General features: G+C 70.2%; 23 protein-coding genes. 10 read left to right on the plus strand and 13 right to left on the minus strand.

Going from position 1 to position 16,336, the window contains the following annotated elements; all coding sequences use genetic code 11:
• Positions 1 to 2: 2 nt before the first annotated feature.
• The gene (locus H1W00_RS10480) at positions 3 to 668 is read right to left on the minus strand and encodes an enoyl-CoA hydratase/isomerase family protein (RefSeq protein WP_181755648.1); all 666 of its coding nucleotides are present in this window, start codon (positions 666 to 668) and stop codon (positions 3 to 5) included.
• Between the two features lie 126 nt (positions 669 to 794).
• Between H1W00_RS10480 and H1W00_RS10485 the strand changes: the two genes are divergently transcribed.
• On the plus strand, positions 795 to 1,301 hold the full coding sequence (locus H1W00_RS10485) for a DUF2975 domain-containing protein (RefSeq protein WP_181755649.1): 507 nt from the start codon (positions 795 to 797) through the stop codon (positions 1,299 to 1,301).
• Positions 1,301 to 1,537 (plus strand): helix-turn-helix domain-containing protein, encoded by a 237-nt coding sequence (locus tag H1W00_RS10490; RefSeq protein ID WP_181755650.1) that lies wholly within the window; start codon positions 1,301 to 1,303, stop codon positions 1,535 to 1,537. The genes H1W00_RS10485 and H1W00_RS10490 overlap by 1 nt, the downstream gene beginning before the upstream one ends.
• 85 nt (positions 1,538 to 1,622) lie before the next feature.
• Here H1W00_RS10490 and H1W00_RS10495 read toward each other — a convergent pair whose 3' ends face one another.
• From H1W00_RS10495 to H1W00_RS10535, 9 genes are all read right to left on the minus strand, one after another.
• Positions 1,623 to 1,913, minus strand: coding sequence for a hypothetical protein (locus H1W00_RS10495; RefSeq protein WP_206679999.1), 291 nt, complete (start codon positions 1,911 to 1,913; stop codon positions 1,623 to 1,625).
• Positions 1,914 to 1,993: 80 nt separating this feature from the next.
• Entirely contained in the window at positions 1,994 to 2,119 is a 126-nt protein-coding gene (locus H1W00_RS16855; RefSeq protein WP_276568728.1) for a hypothetical protein, read from the minus strand.
• A 140-nt stretch (positions 2,120 to 2,259) separates the two neighbouring features.
• Positions 2,260 to 3,177: a DUF222 domain-containing protein gene (locus H1W00_RS10505; protein WP_181755652.1), complete on the minus strand. Its 918-nt coding sequence runs from the start codon at positions 3,175 to 3,177 to the stop codon at positions 2,260 to 2,262.
• Between the two features lie 9 nt (positions 3,178 to 3,186).
• Positions 3,187 to 3,870: an alpha/beta hydrolase gene (locus H1W00_RS10510; protein WP_181755653.1), complete on the minus strand. Its 684-nt coding sequence runs from the start codon at positions 3,868 to 3,870 to the stop codon at positions 3,187 to 3,189.
• Entirely contained in the window at positions 3,867 to 4,391 is a 525-nt protein-coding gene (locus tag H1W00_RS10515; RefSeq protein ID WP_181755654.1) for a metallophosphoesterase family protein, read from the minus strand. Before H1W00_RS10515 ends, H1W00_RS10510 begins: the two co-directional genes overlap by 4 nt.
• 8 nt (positions 4,392 to 4,399) lie before the next feature.
• Positions 4,400 to 4,915: an O-acetyl-ADP-ribose deacetylase gene (locus tag H1W00_RS10520; protein ID WP_181755655.1), complete on the minus strand. Its 516-nt coding sequence runs from the start codon at positions 4,913 to 4,915 to the stop codon at positions 4,400 to 4,402.
• A complete protein-coding gene (locus H1W00_RS10525) occupies positions 4,912 to 5,370 on the minus strand; it encodes a hypothetical protein (RefSeq protein ID WP_181755656.1) in 459 nt (152 codons plus the stop codon). The genes H1W00_RS10520 and H1W00_RS10525 overlap by 4 nt, the downstream gene beginning before the upstream one ends.
• Before the next feature lie 16 nt (positions 5,371 to 5,386).
• The gene (locus H1W00_RS10530; protein ID WP_181755657.1) at positions 5,387 to 6,781 is read right to left on the minus strand and encodes a VWA domain-containing protein; all 1,395 of its coding nucleotides are present in this window, start codon (positions 6,779 to 6,781) and stop codon (positions 5,387 to 5,389) included.
• Between the two features lie 76 nt (positions 6,782 to 6,857).
• Positions 6,858 to 7,742: an AAA family ATPase gene (locus H1W00_RS10535; RefSeq protein WP_206680000.1), complete on the minus strand. Its 885-nt coding sequence runs from the start codon at positions 7,740 to 7,742 to the stop codon at positions 6,858 to 6,860.
• 23 nt (positions 7,743 to 7,765) lie between these two features.
• Here H1W00_RS10535 and H1W00_RS10540 point away from each other — a divergent pair, with 23 nt between their 5' ends.
• From H1W00_RS10540 to H1W00_RS10565, 6 genes are all read left to right on the plus strand, one after another.
• Positions 7,766 to 8,155 (plus strand): SRPBCC family protein, encoded by a 390-nt coding sequence (locus H1W00_RS10540; protein ID WP_181755658.1) that lies wholly within the window; start codon positions 7,766 to 7,768, stop codon positions 8,153 to 8,155.
• A 13-nt stretch (positions 8,156 to 8,168) separates the two neighbouring features.
• Positions 8,169 to 9,458 carry a M20/M25/M40 family metallo-hydrolase gene (locus H1W00_RS10545; protein WP_181755659.1) on the plus strand — a complete coding sequence of 430 codons (1,290 nt, stop codon included), beginning with the start codon at positions 8,169 to 8,171 and terminating at the stop codon, positions 9,456 to 9,458.
• A gap of 73 nt (positions 9,459 to 9,531) precedes the next feature.
• Complete coding sequence (locus H1W00_RS10550; RefSeq protein WP_181755660.1) at positions 9,532 to 9,885, plus strand: YtxH domain-containing protein; 354 nt, start codon at positions 9,532 to 9,534, stop codon at positions 9,883 to 9,885.
• Positions 9,882 to 10,292: a phage holin family protein gene (locus H1W00_RS10555; RefSeq protein WP_181755661.1), complete on the plus strand. Its 411-nt coding sequence runs from the start codon at positions 9,882 to 9,884 to the stop codon at positions 10,290 to 10,292. Before H1W00_RS10550 ends, H1W00_RS10555 begins: the two co-directional genes overlap by 4 nt.
• A 12-nt stretch (positions 10,293 to 10,304) precedes the next feature.
• Entirely contained in the window at positions 10,305 to 10,571 is a 267-nt protein-coding gene (locus H1W00_RS10560; protein ID WP_181755662.1) for a DUF3618 domain-containing protein, read from the plus strand.
• Positions 10,571 to 11,602, plus strand: coding sequence for a YihY/virulence factor BrkB family protein (locus H1W00_RS10565; protein ID WP_181755663.1), 1,032 nt, complete (start codon positions 10,571 to 10,573; stop codon positions 11,600 to 11,602). Before H1W00_RS10560 ends, H1W00_RS10565 begins: the two co-directional genes overlap by 1 nt.
• A gap of 8 nt (positions 11,603 to 11,610) precedes the next feature.
• Here the strand turns inward: H1W00_RS10565 and H1W00_RS10570 are convergent, their stop codons facing one another.
• Together H1W00_RS10570 and H1W00_RS10575 are read right to left on the minus strand one after the other, a co-directional pair.
• Complete coding sequence (locus tag H1W00_RS10570) at positions 11,611 to 11,796, minus strand: DUF5703 family protein (protein WP_078701178.1); 186 nt, start codon at positions 11,794 to 11,796, stop codon at positions 11,611 to 11,613.
• Complete coding sequence (locus tag H1W00_RS10575) at positions 11,793 to 12,746, minus strand: aldo/keto reductase (protein WP_181755664.1); 954 nt, start codon at positions 12,744 to 12,746, stop codon at positions 11,793 to 11,795. Before H1W00_RS10575 ends, H1W00_RS10570 begins: the two co-directional genes overlap by 4 nt.
• A 48-nt stretch (positions 12,747 to 12,794) precedes the next feature.
• Between H1W00_RS10575 and H1W00_RS10580 the strand changes: the two genes are divergently transcribed.
• Positions 12,795 to 13,628 carry an undecaprenyl-diphosphate phosphatase gene (locus tag H1W00_RS10580; RefSeq protein WP_181755665.1) on the plus strand — a complete coding sequence of 278 codons (834 nt, stop codon included), beginning with the start codon at positions 12,795 to 12,797 and terminating at the stop codon, positions 13,626 to 13,628.
• Positions 13,629 to 14,029: 401 nt separating this feature from the next.
• On the opposite strand, the gene corA is transcribed toward H1W00_RS10580, so the two are convergent.
• Entirely contained in the window at positions 14,030 to 14,971 is a 942-nt protein-coding gene (corA, locus tag H1W00_RS10585) for a magnesium/cobalt transporter CorA (RefSeq protein ID WP_286928933.1), read from the minus strand.
• Between the two features lie 59 nt (positions 14,972 to 15,030).
• Between corA and mshC the strand changes: the two genes are divergently transcribed.
• Positions 15,031 to 16,254: a cysteine--1-D-myo-inosityl 2-amino-2-deoxy-alpha-D-glucopyranoside ligase gene (gene mshC / locus H1W00_RS10590; RefSeq protein ID WP_181755667.1), complete on the plus strand. Its 1,224-nt coding sequence runs from the start codon at positions 15,031 to 15,033 to the stop codon at positions 16,252 to 16,254.
• Positions 16,255 to 16,336 lie beyond the last annotated feature (82 nt).

Raw genomic sequence — 16,336 nt, forward strand, 5'->3', positions numbered from 1 at the left:
CCTCAGCTCGCCCGCGGCTTCAGCGCTTCGATGGCCGCGGCGTACATGACCTGCTTGATCTTGCCCAGCGTGGCGCGGTCCTTGCCGGCCAGCGGTGCGACGCGCGCTGCCGCTGTCTCGACGAGCGTGTCCTGCGGGGCGACCGCGTCCACGAGGCCCGAGGCCTGTGCCGCAGGGCCGTCGTAGCGACGTCCGGTGGTCATGGACTCGACGGCGGCCGACGGTGTGAGCTTCGCCTGGATGAGGGCCGCCATGCCCTCCGTGAACGGGATGTGGATGTCGACCTCGGGGAAGCAGAAGTAGCCCCGATCCTCACGCATGACCCGGAAGTCGTGCGCCATCGCCAGCATCGATCCGGCACCGAAGGCGTGGCCGTTGATGGCGGCGATCGTGGGGACGGGCAGCGTGAGCACTGCGGCGAAGAGTCCGTGCACCCGGTCGACGTAGGCGTTCAGCTCGTCGGGGTGCTGCGAGAGCCACTCGAGGTCGAGACCGTTCGAGAAGAACTTGCCCGTGCCCGTCGTGACCAGCACGGCCGGCTCGGTGCCCTCCGCGAGGCCTCGAAGGTCCTCCACGGCTTGGGCGAGCAGGTCCGGCGAAAACCGGTTCTCGTCGTCGCCGAGGTCGAGCGTCCATACGGATCCGTCGTGGTTCGTGAGCATCGTCATGTCGCCCAGAATAAAGGAGCGTGCACTCCAAAAATAGTTGCGGGGCCTCTGGGGCCGTGGGAGCGATTGCCTCATCTATCGAGTTGCGATAGGTTTCGATCAAGAGGCGGCGCAAAGGAGTCGAGAATGAGCAAGTGGGCTATCGCAACGTTGCGCGTGGTGATCGCGATCGCGCTGCTGGGATCCGTGGTGGTTCAGGCGGGCATGGTGGCCCTGCTGTGGTGGGACACCGACGAGGAGCCGACGGCCTCCGGCGTCGCGCTCGTGATCATCGGGGTGCTCGGTGTGGTGACGCTCCAGGTCGTCGCGGTCTGCATCTGGCGGTTGCTGACGATGGTGCGACGTGGCACGGTCTTCTCGCGTGCGGCGTTCCGGTACGTCGACGGGGTCATCTGCGCCATCAGCGCCACGGCGGTGCTGATCTTCGCCGTCGCCGTGTGGGCGCGCTTCGCCAATCACGCCACGCCCGGGGACGAGGTGGCGCCCGGACTGGTCGGCCTGATCTGCGGGTTCGCCCTCGTCGCGGCCGGAGTGGCCCTGGTCGTCTACGTGATGAGGGCCCTGCTGGCGCAGGCCGTCGCACTGGACTCCGAGACCAAGCACCTCAAGTCCGAGCTGGACGAGGTGATCTGATGCCGATCATCGTCGACATCGACGTGATGCTGGCCCGGCGCAAGATGGCGGTCGGCACGCTCGCGGACCGCATCGGCATCACTCCGGCGAACCTGGCGGTGCTCAAGAACGGGCGGGCCAAGGCGGTGCGGCTCACCACGCTCGCTGCACTGTGCGAGGCGCTCGACTGTCAGCCCGGTGACCTGCTGCGGTGGGAGCCCGAGGACGGCGCGGAGGACACCGACGCCAACTGGTGAGCGAGGGCGCGTCACGACAGCTCGTGGCCGGAGCTCCCGAGCCACGAGCGTGGTGTCGCGGGTGACCCGAGCGGTCCTGACGGGATCAGTCGCCCGCCTTGGTGACCCCGAACATCAACACGCGACGGTCGATGTCGTAGAACACCTTGCTCGTGTTCGTCAGCACGTCCTGGAGGTTGTCGGCGTCCTCGGCACTCACCGTGAGGACCTCCTCCCACGCGCCTTCGTCGAGCACCAGCTGGAGTGTCCAGATGCCGTCCTCGCCGCCGTCCCTGGCCATCCAACTGAACTGGTAGTGGGTGACCTGCCGCACCTTCAGGCTGTCGTCCGTCATCCGGACGCCGTCACCTGCGTTTCCGGTCTTCTTCGTCGCCATGGCTGCTCCTCTGGGTTGCGTCCCGGCGCCCCGCGCACCGCGACTGAGGACTAGTCGGTACCCCTCCGCGACTGGTTCAGTCAGCCGGTGCGGCGGGGGACGACAATGTCGAGCTCGATGAGGAACGGCGGAGCGCGCAGGTAGTTTTCGATGTGTCGGGTGGGCGCGCCGAGGTGGCGGTCGTCGAGGTGACCGTGGGACTTCATGTTGTGGTGTTTCCTGCACAGGCAGCGGAGGTTGGATCCGCTGGTGGTGCCGCCGCTGTCGTAGGCCTTGGCGTGGTCGAGGTCGGTCTCGTGCGCGGGGGCGCGGCATCCGGCGACCCGGCAGGTTCCGTCGCGCCATCTCAGTGCCTGCCGGAGTGATTCCGGTGGCCGGTAGGCCATGACCGTGGTGTCGAGAACCTCACCGATCGAGTCGAGGACCAGTCGGCGGAAGACCGTGTGCTCGGACTGGGCGAGCTCACGAACCCATGCGGCCTCCACGGGCTCGCCGTCGAGGGTGAAGCCCGGGCCGCCAGTGAGGCCGACGACGTCCGTGACCGGATGCCCATGTCGGGGGCGAGGTCAAGGCAGGAGGTGAGCCACTCGACGAGCTGGTCGGCCTGCTTCTGATCGCGGGTGCGGCGTTCCTTCTCACCCGTCTCCGCTTCGACCGCCGGCACGGCCCGGGCGGCGCGCCCCAAGCGGTCGCCGATGACGATGGCGACGCCGGTGGGCAGCAGGGCGTTGAGCCATGACGTGCCGTCGTCGTTGTGCGTGATTGAGACGCGACGTTCCTCGGTGGCGCGCGCGGCCTCGGCACTCACCTGCTCCGGCTCGAGCCGCGCACGGAACCGGCGCAGCCAGGCCCTCAGTTCGGCGATCGTGTGGGAGGCCGCGTAGTCCGGAGCGGAACGCTCCAGCACCGAAAGCGCCTCCGAGGTCTGCAGCTTCTCCGCCGTCGACGCGATCGCCGAGACGCGCACGGCGTCGATGTCGCCCTCGCGAAACGACTCCCACACGAGCGGCGCCCTGTCGCGGAGCGTGGACGCCTCGTGGACCAGGGCCCACACGTGCTGCTCGCTGACATGCAGCGCCTGGGCGATGTCCAGGGTGACCGCGCGCCGGGCCAGGTCCTTCGACAGGAGGATCTCGTCGGTGCGGTCGATCTCGGCGGTGCGCTTGGCGTGGAAGTGGACGGCGAACTCCCATTCCTCGAACTCGGCGATCGCCCGCGCACGACGCACCGCATCGCCTGCGGTGATCGCCCGGTTGAGGTCCATGCACCCAACCTAGTGGGCGCCACCGACAGAATCGGTGCGGTCGACCAGCCCCAGGATGGCCGCGCCCACGGCGCCCGGATCGACCAGCTGGTGGAGGTGCCCGCCATCGAGGGTCGCCGTCGGCCAGCCGGCTTCCTGGGCCAACCGGAGTTCCGCCGCGTACGTGTCGCCGAACGCGAGGTACGCCGCCGGGCGCTCGGCCCACCCTCGGGGGACCGGCACGCTGCTCGTGAAGTAGGAGAGGGGCAGCCGCTGCTGCTCGGCCGCGACCGTCTCGAAGGTGATGTCGTCGGGGAAGCGCTCTGCGATGTCGAGCCACCAGTCGGTCCACCGGGGCAGGCGCCCGTCCGGCTCGACCAGGTCGCGCAGGAAGCCGAGAAACTCCTCTAGCGCGAGCCGCGTCTCAGGGCCGTCATCGGCAGGCAGGGCGGCGTCGACGTGGACGGTGCGCTCCACCTCCAGCAGGGTGGCGAGTTGAGGGGCGTAGAGGCCGGCGTTGCTGTGCGGGACGAGCGTCACCGGACCGGAGGGAGCCGCGCGGGCGATCGCGTCGAGTACCTGCTCGGGCGCGCGGAGCTCGGAACCGAAGTCCACGGTCGTCGCCGCATGGCCCTGCTCGTGCAGCCAGGCCTCCACCGGCCGCCAGGTGGCGGGCCCGAGGAGAGGACTCGGCACGAGGAGGAACGCGGTCATCGCGCTCGCGCCGGAGTCCTCGGTGGCAGCTCGTGCAGCTCGACGTCGCTCAGGACACCTGCATCGGCGACCGCTGTCATGTAAGTGCAGAACGGCTGGCGGCGGCGGTCGGTCGGGGAGCCGGGGTTCAGCAGGCGGAGTCCGGTCGGGGTGGTCGTGTCCCACGGGATGTGGCTGTGCCCGAACACGAGGACGTCCACGTCGGGGTACTCGGCGCTGCACCGGGTGTCGCGGCCCTGCGACGCACCCGTCTCGTGCACGACGGCGAACCGGACTCCGTCGATCTCGGCCCGGGCGACGAGCGGCAGGCGCTCCCGCAGCTCGCCGTGGTCGTTGTTCCCGTAGACCGCCACGAGCCGCTTCGCGCGCGCCTCGAGGTCGTCGAGCGTGGCGACGTCCACCCAGTCGCCGGCGTGGAACACGACGTCGGCTTCGTCGACGGCCTCCCAGACCTGAGCGGGGAGCTGCTTCGCCCGCTTGGGCAGGTGGGTGTCCGCGATCAGCAGGAGTCGGGTCGCCATGGGATCAATCAACTCGGTTCGCCGGCGGCCGCGAGCGCCGCCTCGATCTCCCGCTGGGCCGCCGCGTCGTACCCCACCAGGATCACGTGCTCCACCTCCGTGGAGGTCGTGCGGACCGCGCGCACGGCCGCCGCCACCGACTCCGCCTTCGACCAGCCGTAGACGCCGGCGCTCACCAGCGGGAACGCGACCTCGCGCGCACCCAGGTCGGCGGCGACCTCGAGGGACCTGCGGTAGCAGGACTCCAGGAGGGCGGGCTCGGTCTGACCCGCGTGCCGGTTCGGGCCGACGGTGTGGATGATCCAGCGGGCGGGGAGGTCGCCGGCCGTGGTCCAGCCGGCGTCGCCCGTGGGCAGTCCGTCGGGGAACCGCGCGATGCAGTCGGCGAGCACCGCCGGACCGCCCGCGGCGTGGATCGCGCCGTCCACCCCGCCCCCGCCGCGCATGGCGGAGTTGGCGGCGTTCACGACGGCGTCGACCTCGAGGGTCGTGATGTCGGCGTGGATCGCGGACAGCCGGGTCATTCCGCGCGCTCGACCCACGCCTGCTGGCCGGGCTCGATCGCGTCGAGGACCACGGTGCCGAACGCGCCGAGGACGAAGGTCACGGGGTCCTCCGTGTCGACGCCCTCGGGGAGCTCGAACGTCGAGGTGGTGGGGACGTAGTCCATCGTCGCGGGGCGGCCCTCCTCCGGGCTCACCTGCACGACGACCTTCTGGCCCTCGGCGTTGACCTGGTTGACCACGGCCGGGTTCGTGCTGCTGCCGTAGGTGATCACGTGGATCTGACCCTCCTCGCCGACGGCCACGCCGGCGGGGGAGTCGAGCGTCTCCTCGACGCCGGCCGGGACGCCGCGGCTGGGCGCCGGAGTGGCCGACGTGGGCGAGCCGCTGCCGGGGGAGTCGTCCCCGGACGAGCCGCAGGCAGCCAAGGCGAGCGCCAGGACGGGCAGCACCGCAAGACGGGTCAGCGAGCGCATGGGCCCCCTCCTTCGCTCAGACAGGAAGCAATCGTGTCACGAAGTGCGTCAGCTGATCCACGTTGGCGCACTCGTGCATCGGGACGATCTCCGCGTATGCGAGCGCCTCGGAGTCGCCGAGGCCCCACCGAGTGTGGTGCTCGGGGTTCAGCCAGTAGGTCCGGCGCGAGCGCATCGCGATCTCGTGGAGCGCGTCGAACCGCGGATTCTGGTTGTTGTTCCGGGCATCGCCGAGGATCAGCACGGCCGTGCGGGGGCCGACCGCGTCGAGGAAGAACTCCTGGAAGTCCAGGAAGGCCTCGCCGTAGTCGCTGCTCGTGTGCCACTTCGTGATGCGCGCCTCGGCGCGGATCCGCGTCTCGATGTCGCCACCGCCGGAGACCGCGCCGTCGCGCACGATCTCGGTGACCTCGGCCATCGCGTTGACGAAGGCGAAGACGCGGATCTTGCTGAACTGCGCGCTGAGCGCCTGCGTGAGCAGCATCGTGAAGTTCGAGAATCCCGACACCGAGCCGGAGACGTCGCACAGCAGCACGAGCTCGGGGCGCGTCGGACGAGGCTTCTCGAAGACGGGCTTCATCGGCACGCCACCGGTGCCCATCGCGCGGCGCAGGGTGCGGCGCATGTCGATCTTGCCGCGACGGCGGCGGCGGCGACGCGCGGACAGCCGCGTCGCGAGGATGCGCGCGAGCGGCTTCACCGAGCGGCGCAGCTCCTCCAGCTGCTGGCGGTTGGCGCTGAGGAAGTCGACGCGGTCGCGCGAGGAGCGCACCGCGTGGCGGGCCACGAGCTCGCGCCCGCGGAGCTCGGCCGACCGTCGTCGCGCCTCGGCCTGCACCATCTCGCGGAAGGCCTCCACGCCCTGGCGGACCTCGTCGCGGGCGAGACGGTCGGTGAACTGGGTGCCCAGGCCCTGGCCGCCGCTGCCGCTGCCTCCACCGGGGCGCATGGCCATCGCGGCGGCGATCAGCGTCTGGGGCTGGAGCCGGTCGATCGTCTGGTAGGCCGACCAGCCCGCCGTGTCGGTGCCGGGCTGACCCACCTCGCCCAGCACGTCGACGGCGATCTCGGCGATCTGGGCCAGGGTGCGGGGGTCGCGGTCGAGCAGCGCCATGAGGAGGAGCTCGCGGATCTGCTGGACGTCGAGGTTCTCGTCGGCGTCGCGCGCGGCCTCGGGCCGGCCAACGCCGACCGGGAAGAACAGGTCGAAGGTCTGATCGAAGACGTCGCGCTGCCCGCCACGTCGCACCAGTGCGGCGGCGAGCCCCTCACGCAGGAGGTCGCGGTCGTCGAGCCCCAGCACGCGCATGACGTCGGCGGCGTCGATCGACTCGCTGGGGCCGGCGTTCGCGCCCTTGGCGCGCAGCGCCTCGACGAACTCGACCAGCCGGGTCGCGAGCTGGGTGCTCATGCCACTGCGCCCGAGGCGAAACGACTGTACGGACGCATCGACCTGAGGAGTCGCATGTTCGCTCGCTGGCGCTCGCTCATGAGAGCACGGCGTCCAGGTCCAGCTTGGCGCGGGCCTTGTCGATGTCGTCCTGGTGCTTCAGGACAACGCCCAGGCTCTCGGAGACGACCTCGGTGGTGAGCGTGTCGGCACCGAGGGCGACGAGCGTGCGCGCCCAGTCGAGCGTCTCCGAGACGGAGGGGGCCTTGCGCAACGGCATGGCGCGCAGCGCGTTCACGACGCGGACGAGCGAGTCGGTGAGCGCGTCGTCGAGGTCCGGCACCTTGAGGGCCACGATGTCCCGCTCGAGGTCGGCGTCGGGGAACTCGATGTGCAGGAAGAGGCAGCGGCGACGCAGGGCCTCGGACAGCTCGCGGGTCGCGTTGGACGTCAGCACCACGAACGGGCGCTGCGTGGCGGTGACCGTGCCGAGCTCGGGGATCGTGATCTGGAAGTCGCCGAGCACCTCGAGCAGCAGGCCCTCGATCTCGACGTCGGCCTTGTCGGTCTCGTCGATCAGCAGCACGGTCGGGCCGTCGTTGCGGATGGCCGAGAGCAGCGGGCGAGGGAGCAGGAACTCCTCGGAGAAGATGTCCGACTTGGCCTCGCTCCAGGACTCGTCGTGGCCGGCCGAGATGCGCAGCAGCTGCTTCGCGTGGTTCCACTCGTAGATCGCGCGGGACTCGTCGACGCCCTCGTAGCACTGGAGGCGGACGAGCTCGGCGCCGCAGGCCTGCGCGACGGCGCGCGAGAGCTCGGTCTTGCCGACACCGGCCGGCCCCTCGACGAGCAGCGGCTTGCCCAGCTCGCTGGCCAGGAAGACGGTGGTGGCGACGGCGTCGGAGGCGAGGTAGCCCGCAGTTGCGAGCCGGGCCTTGACGTCGGCGACCGAGGTGAACGGCATGGTGCCCTTGTTGAACATGGATTCAACTCTACGCTGTTCCCATGCCCAGAACGGTAGTGAGGTACACGTCACACCTCGATGCGGTCGACGCGTTCGCCCGCGTGACCGACTGGGAGCGCCATCGCGTGCCCCTCACCACGATCACGATCACGCCCGAGGGATTCACCGCCAGGACCGCGGTCGGCCCGGTCGGATTCGACGATCCGATGCACGTCACGCGGTGGGAGCCGCCCCACCGGGCAGACCTGCAGAAGCAGGGCCGGGTGGTCCGGGGGAGTGCGTCGATCACGGTCGAGCCGAGCGGCTCCGGCTCGGTGGTCACGTGGGACGAGGACGTCACGGTGATCGGTGTCCCGCGGCTGCTGGACCCGGTCGTCCGCCGGCTGCTGCGGCTCATGGTCTCGACGGTGCTCCGCCGCCTCATGTCCTGACTAGGCTGGGGGCATGACCGCCGCCGAGAACGAGGTCGTCGACCTCTGCCGTGACCTGATCCGGATCGACACGTCCAACTTCGGCGACTCGTCCGGGCCGGGGGAGCGGGTGGCGGCCGAGTACGTCGCCGCGAGCCTCGCCGAGGTCGGCATCGAGTCCACCATCCTCGAGTCCGAGGCCGGCCGGGCGTCGGTGCTGGCCCGCTGGGGCAGCCAGGACTCGCCGCGCCCCGGGCTCGTCATCCACGGTCACCTCGACGTCGTGCCGGCGCAGGCCGCCGACTGGTCGGTCGACCCGTTCGCCGCCGAGATCGTCGACGACTACGTCGTGGGCCGTGGCGCGGTCGACATGAAGGACTTCGACGCGATCCTGCTGGCGGTGGTGCGCGAGCGCCAGCGCGCCGGCCGGATCCCCGACCGCCCGATCCTGCTGGTCTTCACGGCCGACGAGGAGGCCGGCGGCCAGCTCGGCGCGCACTGGCTCGTCGCCGAGCACCCCGAGTGGTTCGAGGGCTGCACCGAGGCCATCGGCGAGGTCGGCGGCTTCTCCACCGAGGTGAACGGCAAGCGCCTCTACCTGCTGGAGTCCGGCGAGAAGGGGATCGCGTGGCTGCGGCTCACGGCCACGGGCACGGCGGGTCACGGCTCCATGCGCAACCACGACAACGCGATCACGCACCTCGCCCGCGCGCTCGTGCGCATCGGGGAGCACGAGTGGCCGGTCGAGCCCGGCCCGTCGATGCAGCTGCTGCTGGAGAAGGTGCGGGAGCTGACCGGACTCGAGGGCACCCCCGACGAGCTGTTGGAGCACTTCGGCCCCGCGGTGCGGATGATCGGGTCGGGGCTGAGGAACTCGACGAACGCGACGATGGCGCAGGCCGGGTACAAGCACAACGTCGTGCCGGGGGAGGCGGTCGCCTACGTCGACGGCCGCCCACTGCCCGGCCACCACGAGACCTTCGTCTCGCGGGTGCAGGACATCGTCGGCGAAGGCGTCCGGGTGGAGCCGTACCACGAGGACATCCCGCTGGAGTACGGCTTCGAGGGCGATCTCGTCGACGCGATGACGGTGTCGCTGCTCAAGCACGACCCCGAGGCGCACGTGGCGCCCTTCCTCATGTCGGGCGGCACCGATGCGAAGGCCTGGCACAAGCTCGGGATGACCTCCTACGGCTTCACGCCGCTGCGGCTGCCCGGCGACCTCGACTTCACGGCGCTGTTCCACGGAGTCGACGAGCGGGTGCCGATCGACGCGCTCCAGTTCGGCACGCGCGTCTTCGACGAGTTCCTCGATCTGGCCTAGCCCGCATAGCCCCGCGTCGGCTGGGTACACCCCCGTGGCAAGCAGTCACACAGACGAAAGTGGGGTGGCCACCATGGCCGGAAAGTTGACGTTCCTCGTGGGTGCGGCGGCCGGATACGTCCTGGGGACGCGTTCGGGACGAGAGCGCTACGACCAGATCGTGGGCCAGGCGCAGCGACTGTGGAAGGACCCGCGGGTCAAGGACGCCACGGAGAAGGTGCAGAACGTGGCCCAGGAGCACATGCCAGGGTCCAGCAGCGGCTCCGGGTCCAGCGGCTCCGGCTCGAGCGGCTCCGGCTCGAGCGGCGGTTCGGGCTCGACGAGCGGTTCCGGGTCGAGCAGTGGATCGACGAGCAGCACCAGCGGATCCGCCGGCGGCAGCACCCCCGGGGGCACGGGCTTCGACAGCGGAGTCGGCGGGCGATGAGCCAGTACGAGTCCGGTCGCGACTCGTCGGCCTCGACCTCGGAGCTGATCTCCAGACTCAGCGATGAGCTGAAGACGCTGGTGCGCGACGAGATGCGACTCGCGCAGATCGAGGTCGGCAGCAAGGCCAAGCGGGCAGGCGTCGGCGCCGGGATCATCGGCGCCGGCGGCCTGCTGGCGCTGTACGGCCTCGGCGTGCTGATCGCCGCAGCCATCCTGGCGCTGGCGCTCGTCGTCGACGCCTGGCTGGCCGCCCTGATCGTCGCCGTCGTGATCTTCGTGATCGCCGGCATCGCGGCACTCCTGGGCAAGAAGCGCGTCCAGGAGGCCGGCGCACCGGTTCCGCAGGCGACCGTCGAGAGCGTCAAGGCCGACGTGGACGCCGTCCGTCACGCCCGAGACCACTAACCGGAGGACCCCATGACCGAACCACACGAATCCGAAGTCCTCCGCGACGAGGTCGAGAAGACCCGCGAGAACCTCGCGGAGACGGTCGACGAGCTGGCGGCGAAGTTCGACGTCAAGAGCAGGGCCAAGGAGTCGGCGCACGAGTTCACGTCATCCGCCAAGGAGACCGTGATCGACCCCGACGGCAAGCCGCGGCCGGGGGTGCTGTCGCTCGCGGCCGGGGTCACCTGCCTCGTGCTGGCCTTCGCCGTGCTGCGATCGCTGCGCCGGAGCAGCTGATGGCGGCCGAGCCCGGGGGCGAGCACGCGCCGAGTTCGCCCAAGGACCTCAAGAAGCGACCGTGGCTCTACGTGGTGCGCAAGACCGCGCGGGAGTTCTCCGAGGACCAGGGGACCGACCTCGCGGCGGCGCTGACCTACTACTCGGTGCTGGCGCTGTTCCCGGCCCTGCTCGCCATGCTGTCGCTCGTCGGTCTCGTCGGCAGCAGTGAGAAGACGGTCGACGCGATCCTGCAGGTACTGCGCGACGTGGGCGCCACGGGGGCCGCCGACACCCTCGAGCCCACGCTGATGCAGCTGGGGCAGAGTCAGAGCTCCGGGCTCGGCTTCATCATCGGCCTCGCGGCCGCGCTGTGGTCGGCCTCGGCGTACGTCAACGCGTTCTCGCGGGGCATGAACCGCATCTACGAGATCGACGAGGGCCGGCCCTTCTGGAAGCTGCGTCCGATCATGCTGGTGCTGACGCTCGTCACGGTGATCCTCGCCGGACTCGTCGGCCTGAGCCTCGTGCTCACCGGCCCGGCCGCCGAGGCGGTGGGCAAGGCGATCGGCATCGGCGAGACGGCCGTGACGGTCTGGAACATCGCGAAGTGGCCGGTCATGCTGCTCGTGGTCGTGCTGATCGTGGCGCTGCTGTACTACGTCACGCCCAACGTGAAGCAGCCGCGCTTCCGCTGGATCAGCGTGGGCGCGGTCGTGGCGATCGTCACGTGGATCATCGCCTCGGCGCTGTTCGGGCTCTACGTGGCGAGCTTCTCGAACTACGACAAGACCTACGGCTCGCTGGCCGGTGTCATCGTGTTCCTGCTGTGGCTGTGGATCACGAACCTGGCGCTGGTCTTCGGCGCCGAGCTCGACGCCGAGCTGGAGCGTGGGCGCGAGCTGCAGGCGGGCCTGCCCGCCGAGGAGGAGATCCAGCTGCCTCCTCGGGACACGACCGTGATCGAGAAGAACCGCAAGAAGTACGAGGCCGACGTCAAGCGGGGCCGCGAGCTGCGGCGCACCCGCGGGGAGTCGGACGACCCGAGCTGATCAGGTCGTCAGACCGTGGCGCGCATCCTGATGATCTTGCGCCGCAGTCGCACCGTGCGGTGACCCGTCGGGTCCTTGCGCAGGCGGTCGAGTTCCCAACCCTGGAACTCGGCCGCCTGGGTCAGCCACTGGCACACGGCGTTGCGGGACTTGGTCCGGGAGATGGAGACGTCCCAGAACTCGTACTCGATCATCGAACTCCTTCGGACACGTCACTGAGGGCGGCGACGATCTCGGAGGGGAGCTCCAGCAGCTCCGATCCGAGGGACTCCTGCAGCTGGGCGGTGGTGCGGGCACCGACGATGGCCGACGCCACGAGCGGCTGGTCGCGCAGCCAGGCCAGCGCGACGTGCGAGATCGGCACGCCGAGGCCGTCGGCCGCGGCAGCCAGGGCGTCGACGACGCGGGCCTTCGACGGAGTCAGGTGCGGGGCGACGAACGCCTCCCAGCGGGCGTCCGCGGCCCGGGAGTCGGCGGGGACCCCGCCGCGGTACTTGCCCGTGAGGACGCCGCGGCCGAGCGGCGACCACGCCAGGATGCTGAGGCCGGCGTGCTGCGCGGCCGGGATGACCTCGATCTCGGGCTCGCGCCGCACGAGGGAGTACTCGACCTGCGTGCTGACCAGCGGCACCCCGCCGCCGAGACGCGCGAAGGCGTGCTGGGCGGCCACGGTCTGCCATCCGGTGAAGTTGCTGATGCCCGCGTAGCGCACCTTGCCCGAGCGCATGGCCTGGTCGAGGGCGGCCATCGTCTCGTCGACGGGCACGGACTCGTCGAAGCGGTGGACCTGCCACAGGTCGAGGTGGTCGGTGCCGAGGTCGGCGAGGGTCTGGTCGAGCTGTCGCAGCAGCGAGCGCAGGGAGCCGTCGGTGACGACCCTGCCGTCGCGACGGACGACGCCGGCCTTGCCCGCCAGCACGAGCTCGTCGCGCACGCCGTGCTTGTCGAGCAGGGCGCCGATGACCCGCTCGCACGCGCCGTCACCGTAGATGGGGGCCGTGTCGAGCAGGGTGCCGCCGGAATCGAGGAAGAGCCGCAGCTGCTCCTCGGCCGCATACTCGTCGACCGCCGCGCCCCAGGACATCGTCCCGAGCGCGAGCCGCGACACCTGGAGACCCGAGCTCCCGAGCCGACGCACGTGCATGCGACGAGATTAGTCGGTGCCCTGAAGGTTCGTGTGTAGGCTCGCACGGTGGATCTGCTGCGCTCCGTGATCCTGGGCATCGTCCAGGGCCTGACCGAATTCCTTCCGATCTCGAGCAGTGCGCACCTGGCGATCGTGCCGCAGCTGCTCGGCTGGGAGGACCCCGGCGCCGCCTACACGGCGGTGGTCCAGATCGGCACCGAGCTGGCGGTGATCCTCTACTTCTGGCGCGACATCTGGACCATCGGGTCGGGGTGGGTGCGCGGCGTCTTCAGCGCGCAGGCCCGGCAGCAGCCCGAGTGGCGCATGGGCTGGTTCATCATCATCGGGTCGCTGCCGATCGTGATCCTCGGACTGCTGCTGGAGGACCTGATCGACCGCGAGTTCCGGAACCTGTGGTTCATCGGCAGCATGCTGATCATCCTCGGCCTCGTGCTCGGGCTGGCCGAGAGGATCGGGCGCAAGACCAAGCCCATCGGCGACCTCAGGACCCGCGACGCGATCCTGCTCGGCCTGGCGCAGGCCTGCGCGCTGGTGCCGGGCGTCTCCCGCTCCGGAGCGACCATCTCGATGGGCCTGTTCCTGGGTTACGAGCGCCAGGCGGCCACCCGCTACGCGTTCCTGCTGGCGATCCCCGCCGTCGTGGGCGCCGGCGTCTACAAGCTCAAGGACATCCCCGGCGGCGAGAACGCCTACGGCATCGGTCCCACGATCGTCGGCACGGTCGTCTCGTTCGTCGTGGGCCTCGCGGTCATCCACTGGCTGCTCCAGTACGTCAGCAACCACTCGTACAAGCCGTTCGTGATCTACCGCGTCGCGCTGGGCTCGCTCGTGCTGATCCTGCTGTGGGCCGGCGTCATCACCGCCACCGTCGCCGCCTGACCGACGGATCTTGTGGCTGTTCAGCCCAGATATGGGCCGAACCGGCACAAGATCGGGCCGCGAGCCGCTCAGCGACGAACGATGATGCATTTGGGTACCCCAGCGGGGCGCAAAGCATCATCGTTCGTCCTCAGAGCCAGCTGACGACGTGGTGGTCAGCGATGCCGGTGTGTCGGGGTCAGCCGGCGAGACCTGAGGCGACCATCCAGTACAGGACGACCGGAGCAACGACGAGCAGCAACGTGATGAACCGACTGCGACGGCCCACGGCCACGGAGAAGGCTTCCTGTGCATCGGCTGCTCGGGACGGCCGGGTGACGGGTACGGGACGACGCCAAAAGGGTCTCCCGCGGGCCACTCATCTGCCGAGCTACTCACGACCGCATCTTCGCACGGGAGAGTCAGAGCCAGCCGGACTTCTTGAAGCGCCGGTAGACGTACAGGCAGGCGCCGCCCATGGCGGCGAGGCAGGCGGGGTAGCCGTAGGTCCAGGTCAGCTCGGGCATGTGCTCGAAGTTCATGCCGTAGATCCCGGCGACGGCGGTGGGGATGGCGAACAGCGTGGCGCCGGCGGTGAGCTTCCGCATGTCCTCGTTCTGTTGCACGCTGAGCTGCGCGAGGTGGGCGTTCAGCGCGTTCGACAGCAGGCTGTCGATCGAGTCGATGGCGTCGAGGGCGCGCTGGAGATGGTCGCCGATGTCGCGGAAGTAGGGGCGCAGGTCCTCGGGATCGGCCACCTGGGCGAAGCGCAGGATCGGGTCGCGCAGGGGAGCCACGGCGTGACGGAACTCGAGGGTCTCGCGCTTGAGGCGGTAGATGCGCGCGGAGTCGCGGGTGCGGTCGGCCGAGAAGACCGAGGACTCGACCTCCTCGACGTCGGTCACCAGCTCGGCGGCGACGTCCTCATAGCGGTCCACGATCGCGTCGACCACGGCGTGCACGGCGGCGATCGGCCCCTGCCTGAGGCGGTCGGGGACCAACTCGGCCCGTCGGCGCGCGACCGAGAGCTGGGGCCCGCCGTGGCGGACGGTGAGCACGTAGTGGTGCCCGAGGCAGATGTTGACCTCGCTGGTGGTGATGTCGTCGTCGCTGTACGACACGATCCGCAGCGACAGGAAGAGGTGGTCGCTGAACCGGTCCACGCGGGGCCGCTGGTGCGGTGACAGCGTGTCCTCGATCGCGAGAGGGTGCAGCCCGAGGGCCCCGCCGAGGCGCTCCATCTCCTCGTGCGTGGGGTCGCTGACGCCGATCCAGAGGAAGTCCTGGCCCGACAGGTCGGCCAGCGTGTCGTCCAGGGTCTCGGGGTCGCGGTCGGTCTCCTCGCGCACTCCGTCGAGATACACCGCGCAATCCATGATCACCTGCTCATTGTGGACTTCACGGTCCCGATAGGCTCGACGACATGCAGAGTTGGTCCCGCCCGCCGATCCCTCGACTCTCCGACTCCGGGCTCGGATCGGGACCAGGGCTCCACGTCCACGACACCGCCCGCCGCGAGGTCGTCCCCTCCACGCCCGAGGGTGCCGCGCGGCTCTACGTCTGCGGCATCACGCCCTACGACGCCACGCACCTGGGTCACGCCAACACGTACCTGGCGTTCGACCTGCTGCAGCGGGTGTGGCTCGACCAGGGGCTCGACGTGCACTACACGCAGAACGTCACCGACGTCGACGACCCGCTGCTCGAGCGCGCCACCGCAACCGGCATCGACTGGGTCCAGCTGGCCGAGCGCGAGACGCAGCTCTTCCGCGAGGACATGACCGCGCTGCGCATCCTGCCGCCCGAGCACTACGTCGGCGCGGTCGAGTCGATCCCGCTCGTGGTCGACCTCGTGAAGCGCCTGGAGAAGACGGGCGCCGTCTACAAGGTCGACGACGACCTGTACTTCGAGGTGCGCTCCGCGGCCGGCTTCGGCTCGGTCTCGGGCTTCGACACCGAGACGATGCTCAAGATCTTCCCCGAGCGCGGCGGCGACCCCGACCGGCCGGGCAAACGCGACCCGCTCGACTGCCTGCTGTGGCAGGCCGAGCGACCCGGCGAGCCGGCGTGGGACACCGAGCTGGGTCGCGGCCGACCGGGCTGGCACATCGAGTGCTCGGCGATCGCGTTGCACCACCTCGGCACGGCATTCGACGTGCAGGGCGGTGGATCCGACCTGGTGTTCCCGCACCACGAGATGTCGGCCGCCGAGGCCGAGTCGGCCACAGGCGAGGCGTTCGCGCGCGCCTACGTCCACGCCGGCATGGTCGGCTACGAGGGCGAGAAGATGAGCAAGTCCAAGGGCAACCTGGTGCTCGTCTCGAAGCTGCGCGCCGAGGGTCGCGACCCGATGGCGATCCGCCTCGCGCTGCTGGCGCACCACTACCGCGAGGACTGGGAGTGGTTCGGCGACGCGATCGAGACGGCCGAGTCGCGACTGGCCACGTGGCGCGCCGCGGCCGACCGCTCGACCGGCCCGTCGGCCGCCGAGCTCGTGGGGCAGCTGCGTGCCGCGCTGTCGAACGACCTGGACGCGCCTGCCGCGCTGGCTGCCGTGGACTCCTGGGCCTCGAACCGCGGCGACGACGTCGACGGCCCGCGGGTCATGCGTACCGCGGTGGACGCGCTGCTGGGCATCGCGCTCTGACGCAGCGACGGTCTCGATACGCCGGCTCGTTCCTCGCCGTGCTACTCGACCACCGGCGATCGAGTCGCCGACGCGCGTGTCG

Origin of the sequence: Aeromicrobium phoceense (assembly GCF_013868155.1) — a bacterium.
GTDB lineage: Bacteria > Actinomycetota > Actinomycetes > Propionibacteriales > Nocardioidaceae > Aeromicrobium > Aeromicrobium phoceense.